Annotated in this window: 23 protein-coding genes; 19 read left to right on the forward strand and 4 right to left on the reverse strand. The window is 65.3% G+C overall.

Annotated features, from left to right (window positions below; all coding sequences use genetic code 11):
- Positions 1-22 precede the first annotated feature (22 nt).
- The 6 genes from murI to H535_RS0100965 all read left to right on the forward strand — a co-directional run bounded on the left by murI (position 23) and on the right by H535_RS0100965 (position 5,123).
- Positions 23-1,009 carry a glutamate racemase gene (gene murI, locus H535_RS22725; protein ID WP_051298280.1) on the forward strand — a complete coding sequence of 329 codons (987 nt, stop codon included), beginning with the start codon at positions 23-25 and terminating at the stop codon, positions 1,007-1,009.
- Positions 1,000-1,782, forward strand: a complete 783-nt coding sequence (locus tag H535_RS0100945) for an MBL fold metallo-hydrolase (protein WP_026818053.1) — start codon at positions 1,000-1,002, stop codon at positions 1,780-1,782. The genes murI and H535_RS0100945 overlap by 10 nt, the downstream gene beginning before the upstream one ends.
- A gap of 130 nt (positions 1,783-1,912) precedes the next feature.
- The gene (rph, locus tag H535_RS0100950) at positions 1,913-2,656 is read left to right on the forward strand and encodes a ribonuclease PH (protein WP_026818054.1); all 744 of its coding nucleotides are present in this window, start codon (positions 1,913-1,915) and stop codon (positions 2,654-2,656) included.
- A 67-nt stretch (positions 2,657-2,723) separates the two neighbouring features.
- The gene (rdgB, locus tag H535_RS22730; protein WP_035768031.1) at positions 2,724-3,362 is read left to right on the forward strand and encodes an RdgB/HAM1 family non-canonical purine NTP pyrophosphatase; all 639 of its coding nucleotides are present in this window, start codon (positions 2,724-2,726) and stop codon (positions 3,360-3,362) included.
- A 31-nt stretch (positions 3,363-3,393) separates the two neighbouring features.
- On the forward strand, positions 3,394-4,080 hold the full coding sequence (locus H535_RS0100960; protein ID WP_026818055.1) for a DedA family protein: 687 nt from the start codon (positions 3,394-3,396) through the stop codon (positions 4,078-4,080).
- Positions 4,081-4,121: 41 nt separating this feature from the next.
- On the forward strand, positions 4,122-5,123 hold the full coding sequence (locus tag H535_RS0100965) for a 3'-5' exonuclease (protein ID WP_026818056.1): 1,002 nt from the start codon (positions 4,122-4,124) through the stop codon (positions 5,121-5,123).
- Positions 5,124-5,172: 49 nt separating this feature from the next.
- Here the strand turns inward: H535_RS0100965 and H535_RS22735 are convergent, their stop codons facing one another.
- On the reverse strand, positions 5,173-6,696 hold the full coding sequence (locus H535_RS22735; protein WP_051298282.1) for a CYTH and CHAD domain-containing protein: 1,524 nt from the start codon (positions 6,694-6,696) through the stop codon (positions 5,173-5,175).
- Positions 6,697-6,760: 64 nt separating this feature from the next.
- Here H535_RS22735 and H535_RS22740 point away from each other — a divergent pair, with 64 nt between their 5' ends.
- The 6 genes from H535_RS22740 to H535_RS0101000 all read left to right on the forward strand — a co-directional run bounded on the left by H535_RS22740 (position 6,761) and on the right by H535_RS0101000 (position 10,358).
- Complete coding sequence (locus H535_RS22740; protein ID WP_051298284.1) at positions 6,761-7,654, forward strand: aminoglycoside phosphotransferase family protein; 894 nt, start codon at positions 6,761-6,763, stop codon at positions 7,652-7,654.
- 112 nt (positions 7,655-7,766) lie between these two features.
- On the forward strand, positions 7,767-8,594 hold the full coding sequence (locus tag H535_RS0100980; RefSeq protein WP_026818057.1) for a hypothetical protein: 828 nt from the start codon (positions 7,767-7,769) through the stop codon (positions 8,592-8,594).
- 246 nt (positions 8,595-8,840) lie between these two features.
- Positions 8,841-9,176, forward strand: a complete 336-nt coding sequence (locus tag H535_RS0100985; RefSeq protein WP_026818058.1) for an ArsR/SmtB family transcription factor — start codon at positions 8,841-8,843, stop codon at positions 9,174-9,176.
- The gene (locus H535_RS0100990) at positions 9,169-9,603 is read left to right on the forward strand and encodes an SRPBCC family protein (protein ID WP_026818059.1); all 435 of its coding nucleotides are present in this window, start codon (positions 9,169-9,171) and stop codon (positions 9,601-9,603) included. Before H535_RS0100985 ends, H535_RS0100990 begins: the two co-directional genes overlap by 8 nt.
- Positions 9,604-9,637: 34 nt before the next feature.
- Complete coding sequence (locus H535_RS0100995; protein ID WP_026818060.1) at positions 9,638-9,997, forward strand: nuclear transport factor 2 family protein; 360 nt, start codon at positions 9,638-9,640, stop codon at positions 9,995-9,997.
- Positions 9,998-10,004: 7 nt separating this feature from the next.
- Entirely contained in the window at positions 10,005-10,358 is a 354-nt protein-coding gene (locus H535_RS0101000) for a TfoX/Sxy family protein (protein ID WP_026818061.1), read from the forward strand.
- 16 nt (positions 10,359-10,374) lie between these two features.
- On the opposite strand, the gene H535_RS0101005 is transcribed toward H535_RS0101000, so the two are convergent.
- A complete protein-coding gene (locus H535_RS0101005) occupies positions 10,375-11,466 on the reverse strand; it encodes an ADP-ribosylglycohydrolase family protein (protein WP_026818062.1) in 1,092 nt (363 codons plus the stop codon).
- 189 nt (positions 11,467-11,655) lie between these two features.
- Here H535_RS0101005 and H535_RS27505 point away from each other — a divergent pair, with 189 nt between their 5' ends.
- The 4 genes from H535_RS27505 to H535_RS0101025 all read left to right on the forward strand — a co-directional run bounded on the left by H535_RS27505 (position 11,656) and on the right by H535_RS0101025 (position 18,490).
- Positions 11,656-12,798, forward strand: coding sequence for an aquaporin (locus H535_RS27505; protein ID WP_051298286.1), 1,143 nt, complete (start codon positions 11,656-11,658; stop codon positions 12,796-12,798).
- A gap of 89 nt (positions 12,799-12,887) precedes the next feature.
- Positions 12,888-14,051, forward strand: a complete 1,164-nt coding sequence (locus H535_RS0101015; protein ID WP_026818063.1) for an exonuclease SbcCD subunit D — start codon at positions 12,888-12,890, stop codon at positions 14,049-14,051.
- On the forward strand, positions 14,048-17,092 hold the full coding sequence (locus H535_RS0101020; RefSeq protein WP_026818064.1) for an AAA family ATPase: 3,045 nt from the start codon (positions 14,048-14,050) through the stop codon (positions 17,090-17,092). The genes H535_RS0101015 and H535_RS0101020 overlap by 4 nt, the downstream gene beginning before the upstream one ends.
- A 72-nt stretch (positions 17,093-17,164) precedes the next feature.
- Positions 17,165-18,490 (forward strand): MFS transporter, encoded by a 1,326-nt coding sequence (locus H535_RS0101025; protein WP_425387249.1) that lies wholly within the window; start codon positions 17,165-17,167, stop codon positions 18,488-18,490.
- Positions 18,491-18,507: 17 nt separating this feature from the next.
- On the opposite strand, the gene H535_RS0101030 is transcribed toward H535_RS0101025, so the two are convergent.
- Positions 18,508-19,233, reverse strand: coding sequence for an IclR family transcriptional regulator (locus H535_RS0101030; protein WP_026818066.1), 726 nt, complete (start codon positions 19,231-19,233; stop codon positions 18,508-18,510).
- Positions 19,234-19,267: 34 nt separating this feature from the next.
- Entirely contained in the window at positions 19,268-21,193 is a 1,926-nt protein-coding gene (locus tag H535_RS0101035) for an FAD-binding monooxygenase (RefSeq protein WP_026818067.1), read from the reverse strand.
- A 246-nt stretch (positions 21,194-21,439) separates the two neighbouring features.
- On the opposite strand from H535_RS0101035, the gene H535_RS0101040 reads away from it, so the two are divergent.
- The 3 genes from H535_RS0101040 (at position 21,440) to H535_RS0101050 (ending at position 24,765) form a co-directional block, all read left to right on the forward strand.
- Positions 21,440-22,777 carry an MFS transporter gene (locus H535_RS0101040; protein ID WP_026818068.1) on the forward strand — a complete coding sequence of 446 codons (1,338 nt, stop codon included), beginning with the start codon at positions 21,440-21,442 and terminating at the stop codon, positions 22,775-22,777.
- A gap of 66 nt (positions 22,778-22,843) precedes the next feature.
- Entirely contained in the window at positions 22,844-24,301 is a 1,458-nt protein-coding gene (locus H535_RS22750) for an MFS transporter (RefSeq protein ID WP_051298288.1), read from the forward strand.
- Entirely contained in the window at positions 24,301-24,765 is a 465-nt protein-coding gene (locus H535_RS0101050) for a hypothetical protein (protein ID WP_026818069.1), read from the forward strand. Before H535_RS22750 ends, H535_RS0101050 begins: the two co-directional genes overlap by 1 nt.
- The last annotated feature ends 2 nt before the right edge of the window (positions 24,766-24,767 follow it).

The following is a 24,767-nucleotide window of genomic DNA, read 5'->3' on the forward strand; positions in this document are numbered from 1 at the left end:
GAACAACTATGGTCGGTAGATCATGAGCTCCGCACCGGATGAGAATTCAACGAAGAATCTGACGTCGGCTCCGATCGGCATCTTTGATTCAGGGGTGGGTGGCCTGACCGTCGCCCGCGCTGTGATTGACCAGCTTCCCAATGAGTCGATCCTGTACGTCGGCGATACCGCCAACGGGCCTTACGGCCCGCTGCCCATCGCCCAGGTACGCGCCAACGCTTTGGGCGTGATGGACGAGTTGGTTGATTCGGGGGTCAAACTGCTGGTGATCGCGTGCAACTCCGCGTCGGCGGCCGTGTTGCGCGATGCCCGGGAACGCTACACCGCCCGGTATGGCATCCCGGTGGTTGAGGTTATCCAGCCAGCCGTGCGCCGCGCCGTCGCCTCCACCCGCAGCGGGCAGGTCGGCGTGATCGGAACCGCCGCGACCGTCAGCTCCAGAGCTTACGAGGACGCATTCGCCGCCGCGCCCCAGCTGGGCATTACCTCAGCGGCGTGCCCGGACTTCGTGAGGTTTGTCGAGGCCGGTGTCACCGCCGGAGACGAAGTGGTTGCCACCGCCGAAGAGTACCTGCAGCCGTTGCAGCAGTCCGGCGTCGACACCTTGATTCTTGGCTGCACCCACTATCCGCTGCTCACCGGAGTCATTTCGCTGGTGATGGGCGACGGCGTCACGCTGGTCTCCAGTGCCGAGGAAACCGCCAAGGACGTCTACCGCGCGTTGACCACCCACAACCTGCTGCGCACCGAAGACTCCCCGCCGTCGCACACCTTCATGGCAACCGGACGCGGCACCCAGTTCGAGGAATTGGCCCGGCGGTTCCTGGGACCGGAGGTGCTCAGCGTGCAGCACGTCGATCATGTCTCGGCCCAGTATCCGACCGGGAGCCTGGCCAGGATCACTCCGGAGATGATTGCCGCGGCGCAGGCCGGCGCCTCCCGGACAGCCGGCGACGGCGCCAAGCGGCCGGCGCGTGTCCCGGCAGGAGGGGGCAGCGAATGGAACTGACGATTATTGGATGTACAGGTTCCTTCCCCGGGCCGAACTCGCCGGCGTCGTGCTACCTGTTGACCGCCGACGACGCCGACGGGCGCACCTGGCGCGTGTTGCTCGACCTGGGCAGCGGGGCGCTGGGGACCCTGCAGCAGCACATCGACCTGACCCAGATCGATGCCGTGCTGCTGACACACCTGCATGCGGACCATTGCCTGGACCTGTGCGGGCTGCACGTGGCGATCAAGTGGTGCCCCTCCGGTTGGCCGGTACCCCGGATCCCGGTCTACGGCCCGCAAGGCACCAACGAGCGGATGGCCCTGGCCTACGGGCTGGAGTCGGACCCCGGGATGACCGGCGAGTTCGACTTCGCGGCCTGGCAGACCGGTCGACCGGTCCAGGTCGGGCCGTTCACTGTGACACCGTCCCCGGCGAACCACCCGACCGATGAGGCCTACGCCCTGCGGGTGCAGACAACCGACGACGACGGCACGCACACGCTGGCCTACTCCGGAGACACCGATTCCTGCCCCGGGTTGGTGGAGGCTGCCGGCTCGGCGGATCTCTTCCTGTGCGAAGCGGCCTTCCACGAAGGCCGGGACGAGGTGCGCGACGTGCACCTCACCGGGCGCCGCGCAGGAGAGGCGGCTGCCGAAGCCAACGCGGCGCGGCTGGTGCTGACCCACCTGCCGATTTGGAACGACCCGGAACGTTCGGCTGCCGAGGCCCGCGAAGTCTTCTCCGGCGAGCTGGAAGTCGTCGTCCCGGGCGCCACCTACAAGGTCTGAGGCCGCAGCACAGCAACATGGCGGGCCGTGGCGGCGCAGCGAAGGGCCGTGGGCAGCCTCACGCCCCAATCGGGCACGCGCGCCGGTTTGTATCGGCCGCCATTGACGCGGCGGGCGATAGGGTGGAGGCATGACAGACACCCGCGCAGATGGCCGCACTCCAGAGACGCTACGACCGATTAACATCACCCGCGGGTGGTCCAAGCAGGCCGAGGGATCGGCACTGATTGAATTCGGCCAGACCAACGTGCTCTGCACCGCCTCGCTGACCCCCGGAGTGCCGCGTTGGCTGAAGGGCGAAGGCCGCGGATGGGTCACCGCCGAGTACGCCATGCTGCCGCGCGCCACCAACACCCGCTCGGACCGGGAATCGGTCAAAGGCAAGATCGGCGGCCGCACCCACGAAATCTCCCGGCTGATCGGCCGGTCGCTGCGTTCGATCGTGAACATGAAGTCGCTGGGGGAAAACACCATCGTGCTGGACTGCGATGTACTGCAGGCCGACGGCGGCACCCGGACCGCGGCGATCACCGGAGCCTACGTCGCGCTCGCCGAGGCCATCCGCTATGGCCAAAGCCGCAAGATGATCAGTGCCGGCAACCCGCTGGTCGACACCGTGTCGGCGGTCAGCGTTGGCATTATCGATGGCGTCCCGATGCTGGACCTGCCGTACGAGGAAGACGTGCGGGCCGAGACGGACATGAACGTGGTGGTCACAGGCGCCGGTAAGTTTATCGAGGTGCAGGGCACCGCCGAAGGTGCACCATTCGACAGGGATGAACTGAACGCGCTGCTCGACCTTGCCGTACAGGGCACGGCCGAATTGGCTCAAATCCAGCGGACCACACTGGCAGAGGAGATCACCCGTGACTGAACAGGCACATGCCGCCGCAGAGACCGGCGGAAGCGGGCACCCGGACGAATACCAGCCACGACCGCGCTTGGTGCTGGCCACCCGGAACCAGGGCAAACTCGCCGAACTGCGTGACCTGTTGCGCGGACAGGTGACCGGGCTCGACGTCGACACCCAGGTCATCGACGCGGCAACGGCAGGGGCACCCGACGTCGTCGAATCCGAAGTCACCTTCGCCGGCAATGCGCGGCTGAAGGCGCTCGCCGTGGCGGAAGCGACCGGCGTGGCCGCTATCGCCGACGATTCCGGACTCGCCGTCGACGTGCTCGGCGGTGCCCCTGGCATCTTTTCCGCACGCTGGTCGGGCGCCCATGGCGACGACGCCGCCAACCTGAAGCTGCTGCTGGACCAATTGGCCGACGTCGGCGCTGAACACCGTTCCGCCGCCTTCGTCTGTGCGGCAGTGCTCGCGGTGCCCGGCGCCGGAGAGCGCCCGGCCTCCGCCGTCGTCGAAGAAGGACGGCTGCCGGGGACATTGCTGACCGAGCCGCGCGGCGAGGGCGGATTCGGCTACGACCCGATCCTGCAGCCCGAGGGCGAGGAGCGCAGCTGCGCGGAATTGAGCAGCGAGGAAAAGAACGCCATCAGCCACCGCGGCCAGGCGTTCAGAGCGCTGCTGCCTTCCATCGTTAAGGCGCTGGCCGGCGGACGGCGCGATGCGGAGTAATCGATCGGTGTAGGGCAGACTTAAGACCAATATGACGAATACGATTGCGGCCGCTCAGACGTCCGACCCCGCCGCGAACCTGTCCGGGATCGCCGGGTGGGCGGTCGATCTGATGGAAGCCATCGGTGCGCCCGGCGCGGGGCTGGCCATCGCCCTGGAGAACCTGTTTCCGCCGCTGCCCAGCGAAATCATCCTCCCGCTGGCAGGCTTTACCGCCAGCCGGGGCAATTTCAGCCTGTTTGAAGCCATTTTCTGGACCACCCTCGGCTCGATCGTCGGTGCCCTGGCGCTGTACGGGGTGGGGGCTGCACTGGGCCGGCGCCGCATGCGGGTGCTGGTGGGCAAGGTGCCGCTGGTCGACATCGACGACATCGACCGGGTGGAGGCATGGTTTGCCCGGCATGGCTACAAGGCGGTGTTCTTCGGGCGGATGATCCCGCTGTTCCGCTCGCTGATCTCGGTACCGGCCGGCATTGAACGAATGCCGCTGGGCATATTCATGCTGCTGACGACGGCGGGAAGCCTGATCTGGAACGTCATCTTCGTACTGGCGGGCTTCTATCTCGGTGAGAATTGGCACATCGTGGAGCAATACTCCGGGGTGTTCAAGAAGATCGTGATCGTCGCCGTCGTGCTTTTTGTGGTGTATTGGTTGGCGTCGAAGACCGTGAAGTACCGGAAGAACCGTGCCGGACGGACCGACGGCCCGCCGTCGTAAATAACCGTGAGCCATGCGCTCCCGGTAGTAACCTTGTGGGCGTGCCACTGGACTTCACCGCGATCGACTTCGAAACTGCCAATGGATTTCGCGGCTCTCCGTGCGCGGTGGGGTTGAGCAAAGTCCGGGGCGGGCGGATTGTCGAGGAGGCCTCCTGGTTGATGCGGCCTCCGGCCGGGCATGACCATTTCGACCCCCGCAATGTTCGTATCCACGGCATCGAAGAGCACATGGTGGCCCACGAACCGCGTTTCGCGGATCTCTTCGACCAGATCGGCGGGTTCATCGGTTCAGATCCGCTGGTGGCCCACAACGCCGCGTTCGATATGGGCGTGATCCGTTCAGCACTGGAAGTCTCCGAACTGGCCGGGCCTGCCTACGAGTACGCTTGTACAGTCATTCTGTCCCGCCGCAGCTACAGCCTGGTGTCGCATTCGCTGCCCTTTGCCGCGGAAGCCGCCGGCGTGCCGCTGATCAACCATCACGACGCCGTCGAGGATGCCAGGGCCTGCGCCGGCATCATGATTGACGTGGCGGCCCGGAACGAGGCCTCAAGCCTCCATGGCCTGTATGCAACACTCGGGCTGCAGCTCCCCGCGTCGGAGGCCTATATCCCCGGCGTGGTGCCGCTGTCCAAGCACACCCGCACGGCGGCCGAACGGCTGGCCAATGGAACGGCCCTCAATGGCTGGGTGAGCTGGCCCACCGAAGGCGACAATCCGCCGCCTAATCCGGACGCCGAGAGCACCCATCCATTGTTTGGCCAGACGGTCGTCTTTACCGGCAACCTGGGCATGAGCCGGCCCGAAGCGAAGCAGCGGGCGGCCGAACTCGGGGCGCAGCCGGCCAGCCGAGTGACCCGCGGGACGACGGTGCTGGTGGTTGGTGACGGATTCGTCGCCGATGATTTGGTCTCCGGACGAGTGACCGCGAAGGCCGGGCGGGTGATGGAACTGCATCAGCGCGGACAGCAGATCGAGGTGTTGTCGGAGGCCGAGTTCCTCCAAATGACCGGTGGACGGTGGCCCGCCGCCGCGGTTTAAACACGGCGATTGTTCGGAACAGAGGGGGCGAACCGGTGCGTCGCCGGGCTCAGAAGTTTGTCTGCCGCGCCGCGTGGTCGACGTCGGAGAACAGCTCTTCGAAACGGTTCTCGATATCCGAGGCACGGCGTTGCTCTTCGGCGTGTAGCAGACCGTACGTGAAGGTGCTCTCGCCGGCGGCGTCCGCTTCCTTCGCCAGGCCGACCAGTTGCGGCATGGTCACCAGAGCATCCTGCCGCACGCCGAGAATTGAGGCCATCCGTTTCGCGGGCTTGGCCACTGCCTTAGCTTCCCTGCCCCACACCGGCTGCAGGGTCTCCGCGGCGTATCGAAGCCGCTTGGCGGTCCGGCGGGCGGCATGGATGGCACTGTCCCGCTGCGCCGGATCGTCACTGCTCCGGACACGGCGGACGCGCTTGCGGAGCCGCTTCAGGTCCTTGCGCAGGCACCGCGGCAGCACATCCCTCGCATCGTCTTCGGCGCGGGCGGTCCACGGCGGCTCGGCGGCCAGCCGGTCGAGATCCTCCCGCAGCGCGAAGTACCGCTCGGAGGCGAGGGCCTCCCGGGCCCGGGCATGGGCGGCCTTGCGAAGCGGAGTATGAGTACGCTCGATGCGGCGGCGCACCGGACCCATCACCAGGGAAGGAGCCACGTCGTCGGCCAGTCCCCGGAGCCGGTCGTGGGCGACGTCGAGGTCGCGGGCCTCGGCCAGCGCGTGAGCCAGCCAGCGCAGTTCGGCCCGGATCGGTTCGGTCACTTCCCGATCAAGTACCGGCCGGAACGTCCCCAGTGCTCCCCGCAACCGGCGGCACGCCAGCCGCGCCTTGTGCACGCCCTCGGGCTTCCCGCGCCGGATCTCGCTGTCCCGCCGACCGAGTTCGGTCACTTGCCCGGCGATCCTTGCGTGCACCAAAAGCCGCGCCGGTTTGCGCCTTTTCGGCTGCGGAAGCACCGGATGCGGCGGCATCGGTACGCCAAGTAAGTGCTCCAGCCGGCTTTCGTATTCGCTGCCATTGTTGCCGCCATCGCCGCCGGCAGCTGCCAGCAGCTTGTCGGCGGCGGCAAGGAGCTTCGGATTCCCACCGACGAGCTCGAAGTGCCATTCGCTCCAGCAGACCGGCTCCGTTGCGTCTTCCGCGAGTCGAACACCCTCGATGTCGGCGTCGGCGAAGCGTGCCAGCACGGTGCCGTGCTGGTCGAGCAGGTTGAGGTCCGTGCGCCGTGTGGTGAGCGTGGCAACTGCCCCGAGCGTAGTCCCGCGTGTCCAGCCCGTCACGGCCTCACGCATCGGCTTCGGCGGCAACTTCCGCGCCCGGGACAGCGGAAGCCTCACCTCGTCGTGGGCGCTGCCGGCCGGCAGGTGGAGGCGCCATCCTTCGTCGTCGCCGCCTGCGAGCCGCCGCAGCGTCACCCCTGCCCGCGGCAGTGCCGAGTCCGGAGTGTCGAAGTAGGCCTCGGTCAACTCGACATCCCCGGCCACCATCGCCCGGGCAACACCTTCCAGCCCAGTCAGGTCAGGCCGCGTGGCTTCATCAGGTGGTGTATAGCTACGCTGCATCTCGATGTCGGCCATCTCACCCTTTTTAGCAGGTTGGGGTGAACAAGCACCGGGCCGCGGCACCGCGTAACGTCGTAGCATGGCACACGTCGAGCTCCCGTCGACCGCCCGTAACCGGCTCCTCGATCGATTCGGTACCGGCGCCCGGGCCTGGATCGACGACTTCCCCGCGATCGTCAGCGAGCTCTGTCGAAAGTGGACACTCGAGCCACACACCGTTCACACGGGCGGAACGGGTGCCATTATCGAGTGCGCCGCGCGCGTGGACGGAACACGGTACGCGCTCAAGCTCTCGCCCGAGCGCACGGTGACGGAGGAAGAAGCCGCCGCGCTGACATATTGGGCACACGCGCACACGGTGGTCGATCTGGTGGACACGGACACCACCCGCAGCGCGCTCTTGCTCGAGTGGCTTCCCGACGCCTCCACGCTGACCCTCGACACCGGCGTCGACGTGGAGGTCACAGGCCTCATCGCTGATCTCTTCGGACGGCAGCGAGTACCGCCGTCCAATGTTCCCTCCGGCCGTGAGCGCGTGGACTTTGTATTCGAGTTGTGGGACCGGCGCCGACGGGCTCTCGCGGATCCGCCGATCAGCACGGAAGTGTGGCACCGATGCCACACGGCTGCCCGCGACATGGCAGGCGACGGCGATTCACTTCTCCACGGCGACCTTCACCCGGGGAACATTCTGCGGGTGGGCGATGGGCGAGGGATCGTGGCCATCGACCCACGCCCCTGCATCGGCGATCCGGCGATGGATCTCGTCGATCTCGCCATGACCGGAACGACCAGTGAAACCCAGATCCGCAGCCGATGCCGGCAGTTGGCCGGGATTGCCGATCCGATAGACGCAGATCGGATATGGTCCTGGTGCCGCAGCTTCGCGCCGCTGATGGCAGTCTCACTCGCCCGTCGCGACATCGGGACGGACGCTGTCGCCCTGATGCGCAACCTCGCCACTGTCCGCTGAGCGGGGGCGTGCAGGTAGAGACCGAAATGCGGAGCGCGGCCCTCAACCGGGGCGAACGGTATGATTCCAGAACGAAGGACAATCCTCCGCCAACGAGCAAAGGGGCAAGGTTGTGGCGAATGTTTCTTCAACCGTCACTTCATATCGCCAACTCCTAGACTGGGAGGAGGGCGAACCACGAAGGAGGGCTTGGACCGACGTATACGAGGCCTCTCACCCGGAAATCTTCGCGAAATACTATGAGGGCTGGGGTGACCCGGAATTCCGGCACGATGCCGCAGATTCAGTTGCCGGACTAGCCCCAAAGGTCTCGCGCCGGGAAATGAGGGCTCGGGCGCTTGTCAGTGCTGCCGGGCAGAATTTTGTCGACGTGGGGCTATTTGCTGAACCAGACATCCCCACAGTGCTCCTCGTCGGTGGACATACCTCAAATGGCTGGGTGGCTGAATTCAACGGGCAGGCAACGCTGTTTTTGGCTCTGGAGATGCTCGGGCCGGCACCGTACGACGACATACTCGTGGTCCACGAATCTCTCCATGTTGCCCATGCCCAATATTCCATGCCGCAGTGGCCGGCCACAGTAGCCGCCAATCTATTTTTGGAAGGACTCGCTGTCGCCATGTCCCGGAGGCTGCGACCGGGGTTAATGGATTCTGCCTACCTCTGGTTCGGCAACTCGAATTCGAGATGGGTCGCAGACTGCCAGGGCGAGGAGCACCGCATCCGCGCGTATGTACTGGACGATCTGGAAAGCACCTCTGCTGAAAAGCGCCAGTCCTATTTCAGCATCTCCAATGAATCCACCCTTCCGAGCCGCTGTGGATACTGGTTGGGGGACAAAATAATTACTGATCTCATCGATGATGGAACTGATCCAAAGGACCTTCTGCAATGGGGGTACGAGGAGACCCTGGTGTTTCTCCAAGACTGCTTGCTGTGAATGACCCGTTCCGGAGTCCCGGCCATTTGGTGGCTCTCGCAGCAGTATGGCCAAGGCTGGAATGGAGCAAAGCGTCCTATCACCACGGCGCCTTGCACCATGTCGCGGTGTTGGGAAAATCAGCCGTCATCCGTGTCGCGTTCAATGTTTGCAGCCAGCCCAGCGGGGCGTCTCGACTCCACCTATCGCTATAAGTACAAGTGTACATTTGTGCTATAGTGGAGCGCAACCGACGACAGGACTGCAATGGCATCCCAATCTGCCCCCGATCCCGACCTGGCCTTCCGTGCGCTGGTGGATGCGAATCGGCGTGCGATTTTGAAGGCGATCCGGTCTGAGCCGTGCTCTGTGGGGTTCATTGCCGGCGAGGTCGGTCTGTCGCAGCAAACGACATCACACCATCTGGGCGTGCTTCGTGACGCAGGCTTGGCGGTCGGGACCCGGGACGGGACGCGCCATCTGTTCGCCGTCAAAACTGACGGGCTCGCTGCCGTCCGAAGCTATTTGGACGACTTTTGGCCTGCGAAATTGTCGGCGCTGAAATCGGCTGTCGAATCGCGTCAGGGGAGCGGCCGTGGCTGAGTATGCGACATCGATCGAAATCGACGCGGAGCCAGCCACGGTTTTCGACTACCTGGTCACTGAGGCGGGCATGACGGGGTGGATGGGCCAGCATGCTGACCTCGACCCGCGTCCGGGCGGGGGTTTCGCCGTCGATATCGCCGGGTATGCGATCCGAGGCCAGTATCTTCACGTCGAACGGCCCACTCGCGTGGTCGTCTCATGGGGCGTCGCAGGCAGCACCGGCCTGCCGTCCGGTACGTCCACGGTCGAGTTCACCCTCACGTCCACTGAAGGCGGCACCCGCGTCGACCTGCTCCATTCAGACCTTCCCGAGACCGAATTGGAAGGTCATGCGGATGGGTGGGTCCACTTTCTGGTCCGGTTGAGCGTTGCCGCACCAGGAGGCGACCCCGGACCAGACGATTGGCGCCCTATCGACGACTAAGCCGGTCTAAACCAGCAATGTGAAGGAGTGAACCATGGCACAGCGAACCGCTCTCGCGATCGTGCAGGACTACCACCGCGCTTGGACGGGCGGCGCCGTCGACCGGGCGATGGCGTGGGTGGCCGACGACATCGTCTGCCGCGCTCCGGGGGAAGACCTCACCGGCAAAGAGGCGTATCGCCGGTTTCTGGCAGGTTTCGCCCCCGCTCTGACCGGCCTGGCCGACATTGCGACCTTTGTCGATGGCGACCGTGTTGCGCTGTTTTACTACCCGCAGACGGCCACGACCACCACGGCTGTCGCTGCTGAATGCTTCACAGTCCGGGACGAAAAGATCGTCGAGAACGTGCTGATTTTCGACCGGCTCTCCTATGGGCCGCCAAGTGACACCTGAGCGGGGTATGACAGTGAAGCAGGGACAAGCAGCGCTGGTCGAACGTCTGCGCGCATCGCTGGCGGACGAACCGTCGACGCGTGAGGTCTCGATGTTCGGTGGCCGGTCATTCATGGTCAACGACAAGATGATCGTCAGCGCGCAGGGAAACGGAGATCTACTGGTCCGCGTGGCCCCTGAACGGGACGGGGACTTAATTGAGAGCACTGGAGCTTCACGGGCCGAGATGGGAGCCGGCCGGTCCATGGGCCAAGGCTGGATATCCGTCGGCGCGGATTCGATCACCAGCGAAGAGCAACTGTCCTACTGGGTCGGCGTCACTCTGGAATACAACCAGCGGGCCGGACCGGGCAGTAGCTGAGCAGTTTTCGTGATTCCTACGGACCGAACGTTGCGTCGATCAGGGAATCAGCCAGGGTGTGGATTACCTCCCGCCCCTGCAGGGCCTCAAGCCATTCGGCCGGCAGCACATGGTCGCCGTATCTGGTGCCCAGCAGGTTGCCGGCGATGGAACCGGCAGCGTCGCATTTGCCGTCGTGATGGATGGCGGTTCCGACACCGTAACGGAACCGCGTGCCGGCTTCTTCCGCATCTGTGGCGTGGCCGCCCACCGTCTCGGCGTCTGCCGCTTCGGCGCTGAGCGCCGCATAGAGCCCGATGCCCAGGACGTCGACTGCCGAGGTTCCGCCCTCGAACTGCGGTGCCAAATCTTCGGGAGCCACCGGCGGACCGCCGGCCAGTTCGACGACGGCGGCAAGCATCCTCACCACCTCCTGTTTGGCATCATGTTCAGCCCGTAACCGGGCGAGAACTGTTGCGGCAGCCCCGGCCAGGCTGCCGCCGTCGTGCATCAGGTGGTGGACAATCAGGCTGAATGCCTCAGCGCCGTGTATCGCGGAGGGATGGCCATGGGTTAACGCCGCCGTGTCGCGGCTGAGCTTGGAGACTGTCTCGGCACCGACGTAGGGGAGCAGCCCGAATGGGGCGGACCGCACGACGGCGCCGGCGCCGCGGGCCTGCGGATTCACCGGGCGGGCGCGGGTCCCCATGTCGCCGGAGGCCAGCCCGGTCAAACACGCTTGATCGGGTTCCCCGCGGCGTTGCATCACCGGGTGCTGGTCGAGCCACTGCGCGGGTGGCGCGGGAGCGCCGTCGGGTACTGGAACCCCCTGCAACCGCAACCAGCGCAGGTAGGCCAGCCACACGCAGGCAGTTTCGTCTGCCGGGACGCCGTCGTTGGCCCACCGGACGGCTTCCAGCAAACCATCGACGCTGTAGAGACTGAGTTGGGTTTCATCAGTGAAGCGGATTTCGGAAGCCGGGGAGAACGCGGCTGGACCAGCGGGGCCGAAATAGTTCCGGGCGTACTCTGCATTCATTGTTTCGACCGGGCTGCCCAAAGCATCTCCCAGCGCGCCGCCGAGCAGGCAGCCATGGATCCGGGAGGGCAGCGAGGGGGCGCGGGGCATGGTTTCAGGCTACCAATCCCGGCATTGCCGGTGACAGGCGATAAACTTTGTCCAGTGTGACTTTTGATGGCTGTTTCAGGCCCGTAATCGCCGTTGGCGAATCCCGCGCCGGGAATGAAAGCATGGTCATCGACGCCGCGTCGATTCGGCGCCTGTGAAGATTCCGACGAGAAATTGGACGTACGACAAATGGCAGAGAAGCATCCCGGCACGTCGGCCGCGCCCGCGGTCTCCTCGACCGGCCCAGTCGGCTCAGTCGGCGCTGCAGAGAGCGACCCCTTGGTCCGACACCAGAAGAAGTACGGTGTGTTGAGCCGTTCCGCGGCCGAAGCGTTTGGCGCCTTTGTGCTGGTGCTGGGCGGCGTTGCCGTGTCAATGTTCGGAAGCCAGGCGGGCATACCCGGCGCGCTGGCGTTCGGCCTGTTGTTCATCGCAGGCATTATCGCCGTCGGCCACATATCGGGCGGACACTTCAATCCGGCGTTGACGCTCGGTTTCGCGGTGGCCGGCAGGCTGTCCTGGAAGGACGTGCTGCCCTACATCGTCGGCCAGGTGATCGGCGGCGCCGCGGCCATGGGCCTGTTGTGGGTGGTGCTCAGCGGCGGACCGCAACAGATCGCCCAGCAGATGGGGGCCCTTTTCGGCTCAGTATCTCCCGGATTCGGCGAAAATTCCCCGAGCCAGTTCCCGCTGACCAGCGTGCTGCTGCTTCAGGTGATCCTGACGGCGGTGCTGGCAGGCGTGTACCTCACCGCAACCAGCGGGCGCGCCAATAAGGCGTTGGCCCCGTTCGCGGCCGGCCTGACCTACGCGGTGGTGCTGCAGGTGAGCCTGCCGGTCAGCGGCGGGGGAGTAAACCCGGCACGGTCGACGGCGACTGTGGTGTTTGCCGACGCCGCCGCGGCCGGGCAGCTGTGGTTGTTCTGGGTGGCGCCGCTGGCCGGTGCCGCAATCGCCGGGCTGCTGTACCGCAGCTTTGAACCGGCTCCATCCGATCAGGCCGACGCCGGCCGAACAACTGCCACGGGTGGCACGGCCGCGGATAGCGCAGATAGCGCCGATAGTGCCGGCGCCGACGCTGGTACGGACCGTGCAGATGCCGATAAGGCCGGTCAAGACGCTGACCAGCGGGATGCGGATGTCGGTTCGGATGACGCCGGTTCGGATGACGCCGGTACGGATAGCGCCGGTGCGAATGGCCGGAGCGCCGCGACCGGCTCTGATGACTCGGATGCGGACGCCGCAGAGCCCCGCGCCGGCGGGCGGCATGCTGAGCCGGGCGATGAAGACGAGGCCCGGAACTTCTTCGACGGCCCCGGCGGCCGGAAGTAGCCCGGCCGGCTCGATGTTTTCTCCGCCGGTACTCCCGACATGGGAGTGCCGGCGGCGTTTTTGTCGGTACCGGGAACTAGGTTAAAAGTATGCGGATACTACACACTTCGGATTGGCACCTGGGACGGTCGTTCCATGGGGTCGGCATGCTCGACGCCCAACGCCGGTTCGTCGATCAGCTGGTGACCACCGTGATCGACGAAGAGATCGACGTCGTACTGATAGCCGGCGATGTCTACGACCGAGCCTTGCCCGCCGTCGATGTGGTCAATCTGCTCGACGACGCTCTGGTCCGCATCACCGCGGCCGGTGCCCGAGTGGTGCTGAGCAGCGGCAACCACGACTCCGCGGCGCGCCTGGGCTTCGCCAGTCGGCTGCTGGAATCAGGCGGTGTGCACTTGCGCACCAGGATCGGGGAACTCGATTCGCCTGTTTTGATCGACGACGCCGGGGTGGAACTGGCTATCTACGGTATTCCCTATCTGGAGCCCAGGCTGGCCGCCGGAGAGCTGGATGCCGAGGCCACCACTCATGCCGCGGTGATCGAGGCCGCTATGGGCAGAATCCGCGCGGACCTTGAGCAGCGTGGCGGAGAAGCCGGGGGGCCGCTGTCCATCGTGCTCGCCCATACCTTCGCCAGTGGCGGTATCACGGCAGACAGCGAACGGGACCTGGCGATTGGCGGGGTGGGGGCCGTTCCACTGGATGCGTTTGACGACATCGACTACGTGGCGCTGGGCCACTTGCACGGCCGTCAGCAGCTCAGCAAGTCAGTGCGCTATGCCGGGTCCCCGCTGCCGTATTCATTTTCGGAAGCAGGCCAGGCCAAGGGCGGCTGGCTGATCGAGGCCGGACCATCCGGGATCAAAAGTGTCGAGCCGGTCCACTGGCCTGCCGAACGCCAGCTGGCGGTGCTGCGCGGGAATCTGGAAGATCTGCTGACCCAGGATAGCCACACGTCGGCGGAGGACTCGTACTGCCAGATCACCCTGACAGACGCCGAACGTCCGAAGAATGCGATGGAACGGGTCCGTTCCCGCTTTCCACATACCCTGGTGCTCGGCTTTGACCCGGAAGGCGGGTCAACGGACGGGTATGAGACGTACGGAGCCCGGATTGCCAAGGCGCGGGGCGACCTCGAGATCAGCTGCGGATTCGTCGAACATGTCCGCGGCCGTGCCGTCGAAGAAGGCGAGCGGGAGCTGTTGGCTGCTGCCTTGGACCGGGTGCGTGAAGAAGAGCTGAGCCGATGAGGATCAGCAGACTCGAAATCCAGGCGTTCGGCCCGTTTGCCGGCCGCGAGGTCATTGACTTCGATGACCTCAGTTCCCACGGGCTGTTCCTGCTCAACGGCCCCACCGGCGCCGGGAAAACCAGCGTGTTGGACGCCGTGTGCTTCGCGCTCTACGGATCCGTTCCCGGCGCCCGGCAGGACGGCAAGAGGCTGCGCAGCGATCATGCAGACCCGGCCACCCCGCCGGAGGTGCTGTGCCGGTTCACCGCCAGCGGGCGGAGCTTCGAAGTGGTCCGCAGCCCGGCCTGGCAGCGTCCCTCGGCACGTGCCGCCAAGGGGACGACCCCCGAACAGGCCAAGACGCTGCTGCGCGAACTGGTGGACGGTTCCTGGGAGGCCAAGTCCACCCGCAATGACGAAGCAGCGCAGGAAATCACAGACTTGCTGGGAATGAACGCCAAGCAATTCACCCGGGTGGTGATGCTGCCGCAGGGCCAATTCGCCGCGTTCCTCCGCTCGGATGCCAAAGATCGTCAGGATTTGCTTCAGCAACTTTTTGGCACGGAGCGGTTTACATCGGTCGAGCGACAACTTCTGGACGATGCGGCTGTGGCGGGGGAGCGACTCCGGGACGCCGAATCCGACATCGAACTGATCGCGGGCAAGGCCGCAGATGAAGCGGCCAAACACCTGGACCGCGAGGACGTGTCGCCCGGCTCGGAGCAGAGCCAGTTGGAGGGCTGGCTGGTCGGCATCGAAGAGCTGGTCGACAACGCATCCCAGGCCGCCGCCACGGCACGCTCCCGCGCCGAGACAGCCCGTACGGAGCACCGGAAGCTGACCGATCGGCTGGAACGGTTCCGGAAGCTGCAGGTTGCTCGTGAGGCCGAAACATCGTTGGATAAGCAGGCGGCCGCCCATGCAGACCGGAGGGAACGGCAGCAGTGGCACCGCGCCGCCGAACTGCTGCACACCCGGATCCAGGCCATGCGCAGTGCCACGGCCTCGCTGGAAGAATGTACGGCCGCGACTCAGTGGCAGCGGCAGGCTGTGATCGATCACCCGCTGACAGCGACAGCGTTTACCGGAAACGAACCCTTGTCCGCCTCGGATGCGATCGTGGAGAATATTGAGGCTGCCAAGGCCGAGATCGACGCCCGCCTGGCCGTCCTCGAGTCGCAGATCCCCAAGGAAAGGGAACTACAGGACAAGGAAAACCGGTTGTCCGCCTTGGGCGCTCAGGAATCTGAGCTGGCCTCCGCGGCGGATCAGGTGAGCCGGCAGAGCACCGACCTGGATGAGAACATCGCCGCCGTGGCCGCACGAGCGGACGAAAAACGCGAACGTGCCGGCACGGTCGACCAGGCTGCTGCCGAAAAGGAACGCACTAGAGCAGTGGTCGCGGCGATCGCCGAACGGAACCGCCTGCTGCAGCAGGACGAAGAGCTGTCCGGCCGCCACCAACGGCTGCGCCGGCAACAGCTGGATGCCAAGGAACGCTGGCTGGAGCTGTTGCGGAGCCGGCTGGAACATGCCGCCGGGGAAATGGCACGGCGGCTTGAGGAGGATTCGCCCTGCCCGGTGTGCGGCTCGACCGAACACCCCCAACCCTCGGAAGTTCCCGAAGCCGTCCGTGACTCGGACCAGCAGGAAGAAGAAGCCCGGCAGCAACAGGAGCAAGCGGACTCCCGGGTGCAGGAAGCGGACCAGGATCTGCAGGCGGTCCGGCAACAACTGGCGGTGCTGGCATCCCAGGGCGGGGATGCGGATCCAACCGCGGCTGAGGCAGAGGCGGCCGCCGCAGCATCCACCGCCGCGGAGGCGGCCGAAGCGGCCCGGCAGCAGCAAGAGCTTGCAGGGAAGCTGGAAGCCCTGCGTGCCGAATCGACGGCACTGAACACCCGCAGCCAAGAGATCTCCGGCGAGCTGACCCAGCTTCGGGCTGATGCCAAATCGTTGCAGGAAACGGTTGCCACCTTGGCCGAGGAGATTCGCGCCGCAAAGGACGGCCATGAGACCTTGCAGAAGCGGGTCGCGGCACTGCAGGAGTGCAGCCGGCTGATGGGCCAATACCTGGAGGGGATGCGGAAAGAAGACACCGCACGGAAACATCTGGACGCGGTGGCTGCCGACGTGGATGAAGCGGTTGCCGAATCCGTGTTTGATTCAGTCACCGCGGCCGGGCAGGCGCTGCTGTCCCACCAGGAAGCTGGGGCCCTGGATAGCCGGATCCAGGACTACGAGGCCGAGCAGCACCGGGTGCGCGCCGCGCTCTGCGAGGAAAGCGTCGTGCTCGCGGCTCAGGAGCAGGAGGCGGGGGTGACCGCGCCCGGGGAGGCCGAAGTATCCCGCCAGGGCGCTGCGGCGGAAGACACCGCCGCCACTGCCGAAGAAGCCGTCGTGGCCCACCGGATGGTGCAGTCATCGCTGGAACACCTGAAGCGGTTGCACGAGGAGCTGGCAGCCGCGCTGGAGACGGCCGGCCCGGTCCGTGAGCACAGCCGGCAGCTCCGTGAGCTGGCAGACCTGGTGCGGGGGACAGGGGAGAACAGCTACCGGATGACGTTGAGTACGTACGTGCTGGCCGCCCGGCTTGAGCAGGTTGCAATTTCTGCCACGGAGCGGCTGGCCACCATGACGTCCGACCGGTACAGCCTGGTGTACGACGATTCCAGGGCCGCCCGCAACGCAAAATCCGGGCTGGGCCTGCAGGTGGTGGATGAATGGACAGGTCAGGCGCGGGATACTTCCACCTTGTCCGGTGGCGAATCGTTTATGGCCTCGTTGGCGCTGGCACTGGGTCTCGCCGATGTGGTGCAGCAGGAATCCGGGGGAGTGGATATTGAAACGCTCTTTGTTGATGAAGGATTCGGCAGCCTGGATGAAGAAGCACTGGAGCAGGTGATGGATGCCCTCGAAGGGCTTCGCGACGGGGGCCGTGTGGTCGGGCTGGTCAGCCACGTTCCTGAAATGAAGCAGCGGATTCCCGCTCAACTCCAGATTGTGAAGGGCCGTAATGGTTCGACGGTGCAGGTGCGGCAGTTGGAACCGGTCGGGTAAGCAGTTGGAACCGGTCGGGTAAGCGGTAGAATGGTCGTGTTATCCGGGTCGTGCGCATCGGGTGGAGGGACGATGCGCGTACCAGAGCGAACCGGAAAAACCTTCATGAACTCCGCCCCGCAAGCACAGGCACCACCAGCGACCGAAGAGAACACACGCAGCCCGCTGGGCCGGTTCGGCCGGCTCCCCCAACTCGCCGGCGGCGGCTTCCTGCCGCTGGGATTGTTCGCCCGGCTGCCACTGGCGATGCTCACCGTGGGAGCACTGGCTCTGGTGCAGGCAGCCACCCAGTCCTACGCTATCGGCGGCTACGCGGCCGGCGCGGTGGGAATTGGGTCGGCAGCAGGCGCGCCGGTTTTCGGTTACCTCGCCGACAGGACCGGACAACGCCCGGTGCTGCTGGTGGCAGCCGCCGCCAACACCCTGGCCATCTGCGGGCTGATCGCCACGACGTATCTGGTACCGGGTTCCGGAACAGGCTCGCTGCTGCTGATCCTCGCTTCGGCGCTGGTGATGGGAGCCACCTGCCCGCAGGTCGGTCCGCTCGCGAGGGTGCGGTGGATGGCCCTGACTGACAGGGCCGGCGGGCAGCGTGACCTGGACACGGCCCTGTCTTACGAGAGCACTGCGGACGAACTCACCTTCGTACTGGGGCCAGCGCTGGTCGGCTTGCTGGCCAGCATCCTTGCACCTTGGCTGCCGCTGGCACTTGCAGCACTGATCACCATTACCCTGGTGTCGGCATTCGCCGTCCACCGCACGCACCATGTCGTTGCCGCCATACCGCGGAAGACGGTCTCCGCCCACCGCAGCGACCCTGCGGCCCGGCAGCTTACCAACTGGTGGCCGATCAGTATTCCGGTGCTGGGCATGATCTGCATGGGCACATTCTTCGGCTCCACCCAGACCGCCCTCTTCGCCTTCGCCGGGGCCGGTTCGGGCACCGCGGCGGCAGGCGGCCTCCTGTATGCGGCGATGGGCCTGAGCTCGGCCGCCGCCGCGCTGTCCGTTGCGTACTGGCCAGTCACGTTTTCGCACCCGGCACGCTGGACCACAGCGGCCGCCGCCATGGTGGCGCTGACCCTGCTGCTGGTGCTGCCGCAGGCTGCCCCTGCCATGCTCTTGGCGCTGTTCGTGCTGGGCTTTTCCGTCGGACCGACTATGGTGACGATTTTCAGCGTGGCCGGAGACATCGCTCCACGGAACCGGCTGGGAACCGTGATGACCCTGCTGGCCAGCGGCACGGTTGCCGGCACTGCGATTGGCTCGGCCATTGGTGGCGGTATCGCCGAGCGTGCCGGTTATACGGCGGCGTTCGCAGTGCCGACGTCGGCCGCGGCACTACTGCTGGCGCTGGGAATCATCACGATGATCACCCACCGCCGCCAGGTGCCGTAGCTCGGTGCAGCTGTGAATCAGTGCAGCTGAGCGGCGATTTCGGCGGCACTGGCGAGCAGCCGGGAGCCGATCGGGTCCGTGTCTCTCGTGCCTCGGATATAAATGACGGCGATGGCCGCCGGCAACTGTCCGGGAACCTGGATCGGCACGGCCACCGATGATACGCCTGCTATCACTTCATCGTGGCTGACCGCGTAGCCCCGGCCGGCGGCCTCGACAGCCTCCTGTCGGTAGGGCAAGCCGGGCGCGATCTGGTTCCACTGGCCCTCAGTGAGCGCAGATTGGATGGCAATGCCCGGTGCTCCGGCGCTGAATTGGTGCCGCGTTCCCGGTCGCTGCGCCAGCGTGGTCTCGGAGTGGCGCGGCTCCACCGTCATCAGCGTGACACAGTCATGCCGGTCCCACTCGGCGATGAACGCCGTCATCTGCAGGCTGTTGGCGACGTCGGTCAGCTCAGGAAGAGCCGCCGTCTGCAGATCCCGCGAGACCCCCCGGGCCAGCGCGGCCAGGCCCGGTCCGGCCTGTACCAGCCCTCCTTCGGTGCGCATCAGCAGGGAATGATCCTCCAAGGTCCGCAGGATCCGGTAGGCAATGGAACGATGCACCCCCAAGGCCGATGACAGCTCTGCGATGCTCATCGGCGCCTGGGCGTCGGCGAGGATCTCCAAGGCCCGGATACCCCGCGAAAGCGTTTGGGAATGCTTCGAGCCGCGCGGACTCTGGACAGGTTCCACCGTTGTCATAAGTACCTCCTGATGATCGTGGGCAATGACCCCGTCAGGAGGGGGTGGATCCGGCAGCTTGGCCCACGGCCGGGCGGGACTGCAGGATCGGCGCGAAGAAAGCGGCAAGCTCGTCGGTCGCGGTCAACGGCAGCACATGTGCGACATACTGATCCGGACGGACGACGACGACGGCGCCGTCGCGGCTGAGCCCCCGGGCATCGAAGATGTCGTCGTCGGGCAGAGCGCCGTAGACCTTTTCCAGGTTGGTGAGCTGGAAGGGGCCGACCTGCGGCTTGAACACCGTGGGGACGGCGTTAATGTCCACATTTGTGTGGTCCTGCTGGTAGACGACCTTCACATCGAACCACGCGTCGCGGTCGGCGTCGGAGGGAGTGGCCGCCAGCGGAGATTCCGCCGACGTGTCGAGCCATTCGGCGAAGTCCGCGGCACGGGAGGGAGCGCCGGCGGCGGGTTCGTCGGCGAAGACGTAGATGCGCCAGCGCCCGTCCGCCCTCGCCTGGTGGCCGATGTGCTTCGGGTTGGTGTCGCACACCCGCACCGCGGTGGCTGACTTGAAGCGCTTGCCGATCGGGAACCCGGTCGCCAGGTCCTGATGCGTCGGACCGGCGGTGAGCATGGACGGCGCGTACTCGGTCATGAATCCGGCCGGGAATTCGGCGGTGCGCACGTAGAAGTCCTCGAGTTCGGACGGATCGTCGAACTCTTCGGGCTTCATCGCCATCATTGTCGACCATTCCTTATCAAAGTCAATGAGATCCTTCGCGACCACCTGCCGCTCGGCGGAGTAGGTGGACAGCAGTGACTCGGGGGCACGGCCGTCGAGCACATGTCCGAGCTTCCAGCCCAGATTGAAGGCGTCCTGTATGGAGACGTTCATGCCCTGGCCGGCCTTGGCACTGTGGGTGTGGCAGGCGTCGCCGGCGATGAACACACGGGGAGTGCGGGTGCCGATGTCCTCCGGCAGCACATCGTCGAACCGGTCGGTCAGCCGGTGCCCCACCTCGTAGACGCTGTGCCACGCGACGCTGCGGACATCGAGCGAATAGGGATGGATGATCGCATTGGCGTGGGCGATGATCTCGTCAATGGTCGTACTGCGGATGGCGCGCTTGTTATCCGCGTCCACTTCGCCGAGGTCGACATACATGCGGAATAGGTAGCCGCCTTCGCGCGGGATCAGCAGGATGGACCCGCCCGAGCCGGACTGGATGGCGCACTTAGTGCGGATGTCGGGGAAGTCCGTGTTGGCCAGCACGTCCATCACGCCCCACGCGTGGTTGGCCTGGTTGCCCGCCATGGTGCAGCCGATCGACTCGCGGACCTTGCTGCGTGCACCGTCGCCACCGAGCACGTACTTGGCCCGGATGGTGCGCTGCTGCCCCTCGTTGTCGCCTGCCGTGCCGGCAAGCTGCACTGTGACCGGGTGATCGCCTTCGTCAGCGACCTCCAGTGACCGAAGCTCGTAGCCGAAGTCCGGCTTCATCCGGGCGGGGGAGTTGGCCATGAACTGGGCGAAGTGGTCCAGCACCCGGGCCTGATTCACAATCAGGTGCGGGAATTCGCTGATGTTGCCGGTCTCGTCGTCGACGGCGCGGCCGGAGCGGACGATCCTGGACGGGTCCTCGTCGTCGGGCTTCCAGAAGTTCATCTCGGTGATCCAGTACGCCTCTGCGGTGAGTTCGGCGGCGAAGTCGAACGCCTGGAATGTCTCCACGGATCTGGCCTGGATGCCGTCGGCCTGGCCGATTTCCAGCCGTCCGCCGCGCCGATCGATGACGCGGGTCGTCACATTCGGGAACTGGGCGAGCTGGGCGGCGGTCACCATGCCGGCAGGTCCGGTGCCGACAATCAGCACATCAACCTCGTCGGGCAGGTCTTCGGGGCGGTCAATGCCGACGCCGGCCGCCGGCTCGACCTTCGGGTCGCCGGATACGTAACCGTGGTGGTGGAACTGCACGGGTTTTCCTCGCTTCGCTGTATCGCCTGTCGTGGGTGCGTGTTCGCTATTAGAATTCGTCTTTCTATTATTGAACAATCGCTGGTGAAGACTATACGATGCATATGATCTGGGTTACAAGCGCGCCCCGGGCTGTGCCTGAGTTCACCAGCATGTATTATGTGCTGAGTCACACTGACTGACCGTTCTTTCAGTAATTCAGTTGGTTGTGAAGACCATTCTGCTCCCCAATCAATGGAGTTTTCCATGTCATCGTCATCCGCCGTCGGGGGACGGCAGCGCATGTCGGCAGAGGACCGCAAGGTCGTTGCCGGAACAATGGTCGGTACCACCATCGAGTGGTACGACTTCTTCATCTACGCCCAGGCTGCCGGGCTTATCTTTGCCAGCATCTACTTCAAACCCCTGGAGGAATACGGGCTCGCCCAGCTGGTGTCCTGGGCCTCTCTAGGTATCAGCTTCTTCTTCCGCCCGCTGGGTGCGGTCGTGGGCGGCCACCTCGGCGACCGCATCGGCCGGAAGGCGACGCTGGTGCTGACCCTGGTCATGATGGGATCGGCGACCGCGCTGATCGGCCTGATTCCCACCTACGGGCAAATCGGTCTTGCCGCTCCGATTCTGTTGATCGTGCTGCGCATCATTCAGGGCTTCTCCGCCGGCGGCGAGTGGGGCGGCGCCGCCCTGATGGCCGTCGAGCACGCACCGTTGAAGAAACGCGGATTCTGGGGCGCCTACCCGCAAATCGGGGTGCCGGTGGGCATGATTCTGGCGACGCTGGTGATCCTGCTGCTTCGCGGGGCCCTGACCCAGGAGCAGTTCCTGGCCTGGGGCTGGAGGATCCCGTTCCTGTTCTCCGTCGTGCTGATCGTGATCGGGTACATCATCCGGTCCCGGGTGGCGGAAAGCCCGGTGTTCAAGGAGATGCAGGAGCGCAAGAAGGAGTCCTCGGCTCCTCTGGGGCAACTGTTCCGCCAGCACAAGAGGCCGCTTTTGCTCACGGCGCTGATCTTCATCGCCAACAATGCCGCCGGCTATCTGTTGATCGCCTACTTCTCGACCTATGCGCAGCGCGAAGTCGGGATGGAGCCGACGTCGGTGCTGGCCGCCACCCTCGTCGGAGCCTTTAGCTGGCTGGTCTTCACCATGTACGGCGGGGTGCTCTCGGACAGGATCGGCCGGGTGCGGTGCCAGCAGATTGGTTACGGAATCATCTTCGTGTGGATGATCCCGCTGTTCCTGATGATCGACGCGAACAACATCTGGCTGTACGCGCTGGCCCTGATCGTGCTGGCTGCGGGCCTGGGCATATCGTACGGTCCGATGTCGGCAATGTTCGCCGAACTCTTCCCGGTGGGCGTGCGCTATTCGGGAATATCGATCGGCTATGCCATGGGTGCCGTCTTCGGCGGGGCATTTGCGCCACTGATCGCCGATGCGCTGCTGGGCACCACCGGCTGGTCCGGCTCCATCGCGCTCTACATTATGGTCCTGGCGCTCATCTCCGGGATCGCCGCCATGGTGGCGGGGGAGACAAAGGGCAACAACCTGCGGGTGGAGGAAGTCCACCCGCACGCCGGGCGCTAAGCCGTTCCACCCACGTGCCGGGTGCGTGACTTTGGGCTGTACCCCGGACGGGGTAGAAATAGACACGTGAGCATCGACGATAATCCGGCCCCAGGAACGCAGCACCCGGCACGCTGGCGGGTGCTTTCTGTTCTGCTGGTGACTATCTTCATGTCGCTGGTTGGAGTGAGCATCGTCAATGTTGCGCTCCCGTCGATCCAGGAAGGACTTGGAGCAAGCCGTTCGGACATCCAATGGGTGTTGTCCGGGTACGCCTTGACCTTCGGCATCGTGCTGGTGGCAGCCGGACGCGCGGGCGATATTTTCGGCCGGGGACCGATCTTTATTGCAGGTGTCGTAATATTCACCGTCTCTTCGGTCGCTGCGGGGCTGGCACCCGACCCGGTGTCGTTGAACATTGCCCGCTTCGTTCAGGGCATTGGATCCGGACTGCTCAACCCGCAGGCAATCGGAATGATCCAGCACTATTTCCAGGGCGTGGAGCGGGGTAAGGCATTTGGCTATTTCGGCACCGTCGTGGGCTTGTCAGTGGCGGTCGGCCCGCTGCTGGGAGGTTTGCTGATCGAACTCGGCGGACCGGAGAACGGATGGCGCTGGACCTTCCTGGTCAATCTTCCCGTTGGCATCACCGCCGTGGTCCTCGCACTGCGCTGGTTCCCCCGGCCGCTGCGGAACCGGCGTACACCGGATGCGGCACGATTGCGTTCGAAGGACTTCGATCCCATTGGCGCATTGCTGTTGGGCCTGGCGGTGCTGACGGTGCTGCTGCCATTCGTGGAAACCCGGGGATCAGCGTGGGTGTGGGCGCTGTTGCCGGTCAGCGCAATGCTCGTCGTGTTGTGGATGCTATGGGAGCGTCGCTATAAGGCGTCCGGGTACAGCCCCATGGTCGACCTGGCGATCTTCCGGACGTCCAGCTTCACCAACGGCGCCTTATTGATCAGCCTGTACTTCACCGGTATGACGAGCATTTTCGTCCTGGTTGCCTTGTATATGCAGCAGGGGCAGGGATACTCCGCGCTGGCCGCCGGGACAGTGGGACTTCCCAGTGCCATCCTGGGGGCTGTCGCGGCCAACTGGGGAGGAAGGGTTGTACTGCGTTACGGACGCACGCTGGTGATCGCCGGCATGCTGTGCGCCTTGGCCGGTCTGGCGCTGAGCATACTGGTCATCCAGCTGTCTGCTGCCGGCATGGCAAGTGAGTGGTGGCTGTTGGCGAGCCTCGGTCTGGTGGGTGTCGGCCAGGGGGCAGTGGTGACCCCCAACCAGACGTTGACGCTCGCTGAGGTGCCGCTGCAATATGCGGGAAGCTCCGGCGGCATCATGCAGACCGGCCAACGTATCGGGACCTCCGTCGGCATCGCCATGATCACCGCGGTGGCTTTCGCCGTGCTGGGCATGAGTAATTGGGCTGCGGCAATCACGGCCGGGTTCGTCGTCATCGGCCTGATCATCCTGCTGGCCCTGGCGGTGGCTTTCCATGACCTGCACCGCAGGCAGCGGCACAACGCGGCGGTGGTCTAATGGAACGTCCGACCCGATGGCACCGGGTATCCATTCTGGTGGCGTTCCTGCCGGTGGCTGCGGCCGCGGCAGTGGGAGTATTCGCAGATTTCCTGCTGCAATCCTCCGGCGGGGCGGCCTTGCTGGCCGGGCTGGCCTGTGTGTTGGTCGTTGCGCTGATTGTGCTGGATGTGCCTGCCGCGATAGACGCCGTCGAAGGCAATACTTTCAGCGAGCTGCTGCGCCAGGGCGGCCGTCAGATGGCCGTCATACCGTGGACGCTCGGTATCTTTGCCGGCCGCTGGTTCCACCCGTTCGACGGTCTCGACGTGCTCGGCGCTGACGGGAAGGTGGTGCTGCTGGCGGTGACGTTCGTGGTGGTGGTTGGCACTCACCTCTGCCGGCAATATATCCGCCCCGTCCCGTCCTGGCTGATCGTGGTCGGCGGGCTGATCTCCGGCGCCCTGTTGTGGCCGGTCGGGTGAAG

Origin of the sequence: Arthrobacter castelli DSM 16402 (assembly GCF_000430705.1) — a bacterium.
Lineage (GTDB): Bacteria > Actinomycetota > Actinomycetes > Actinomycetales > Micrococcaceae > Arthrobacter_C > Arthrobacter_C castelli.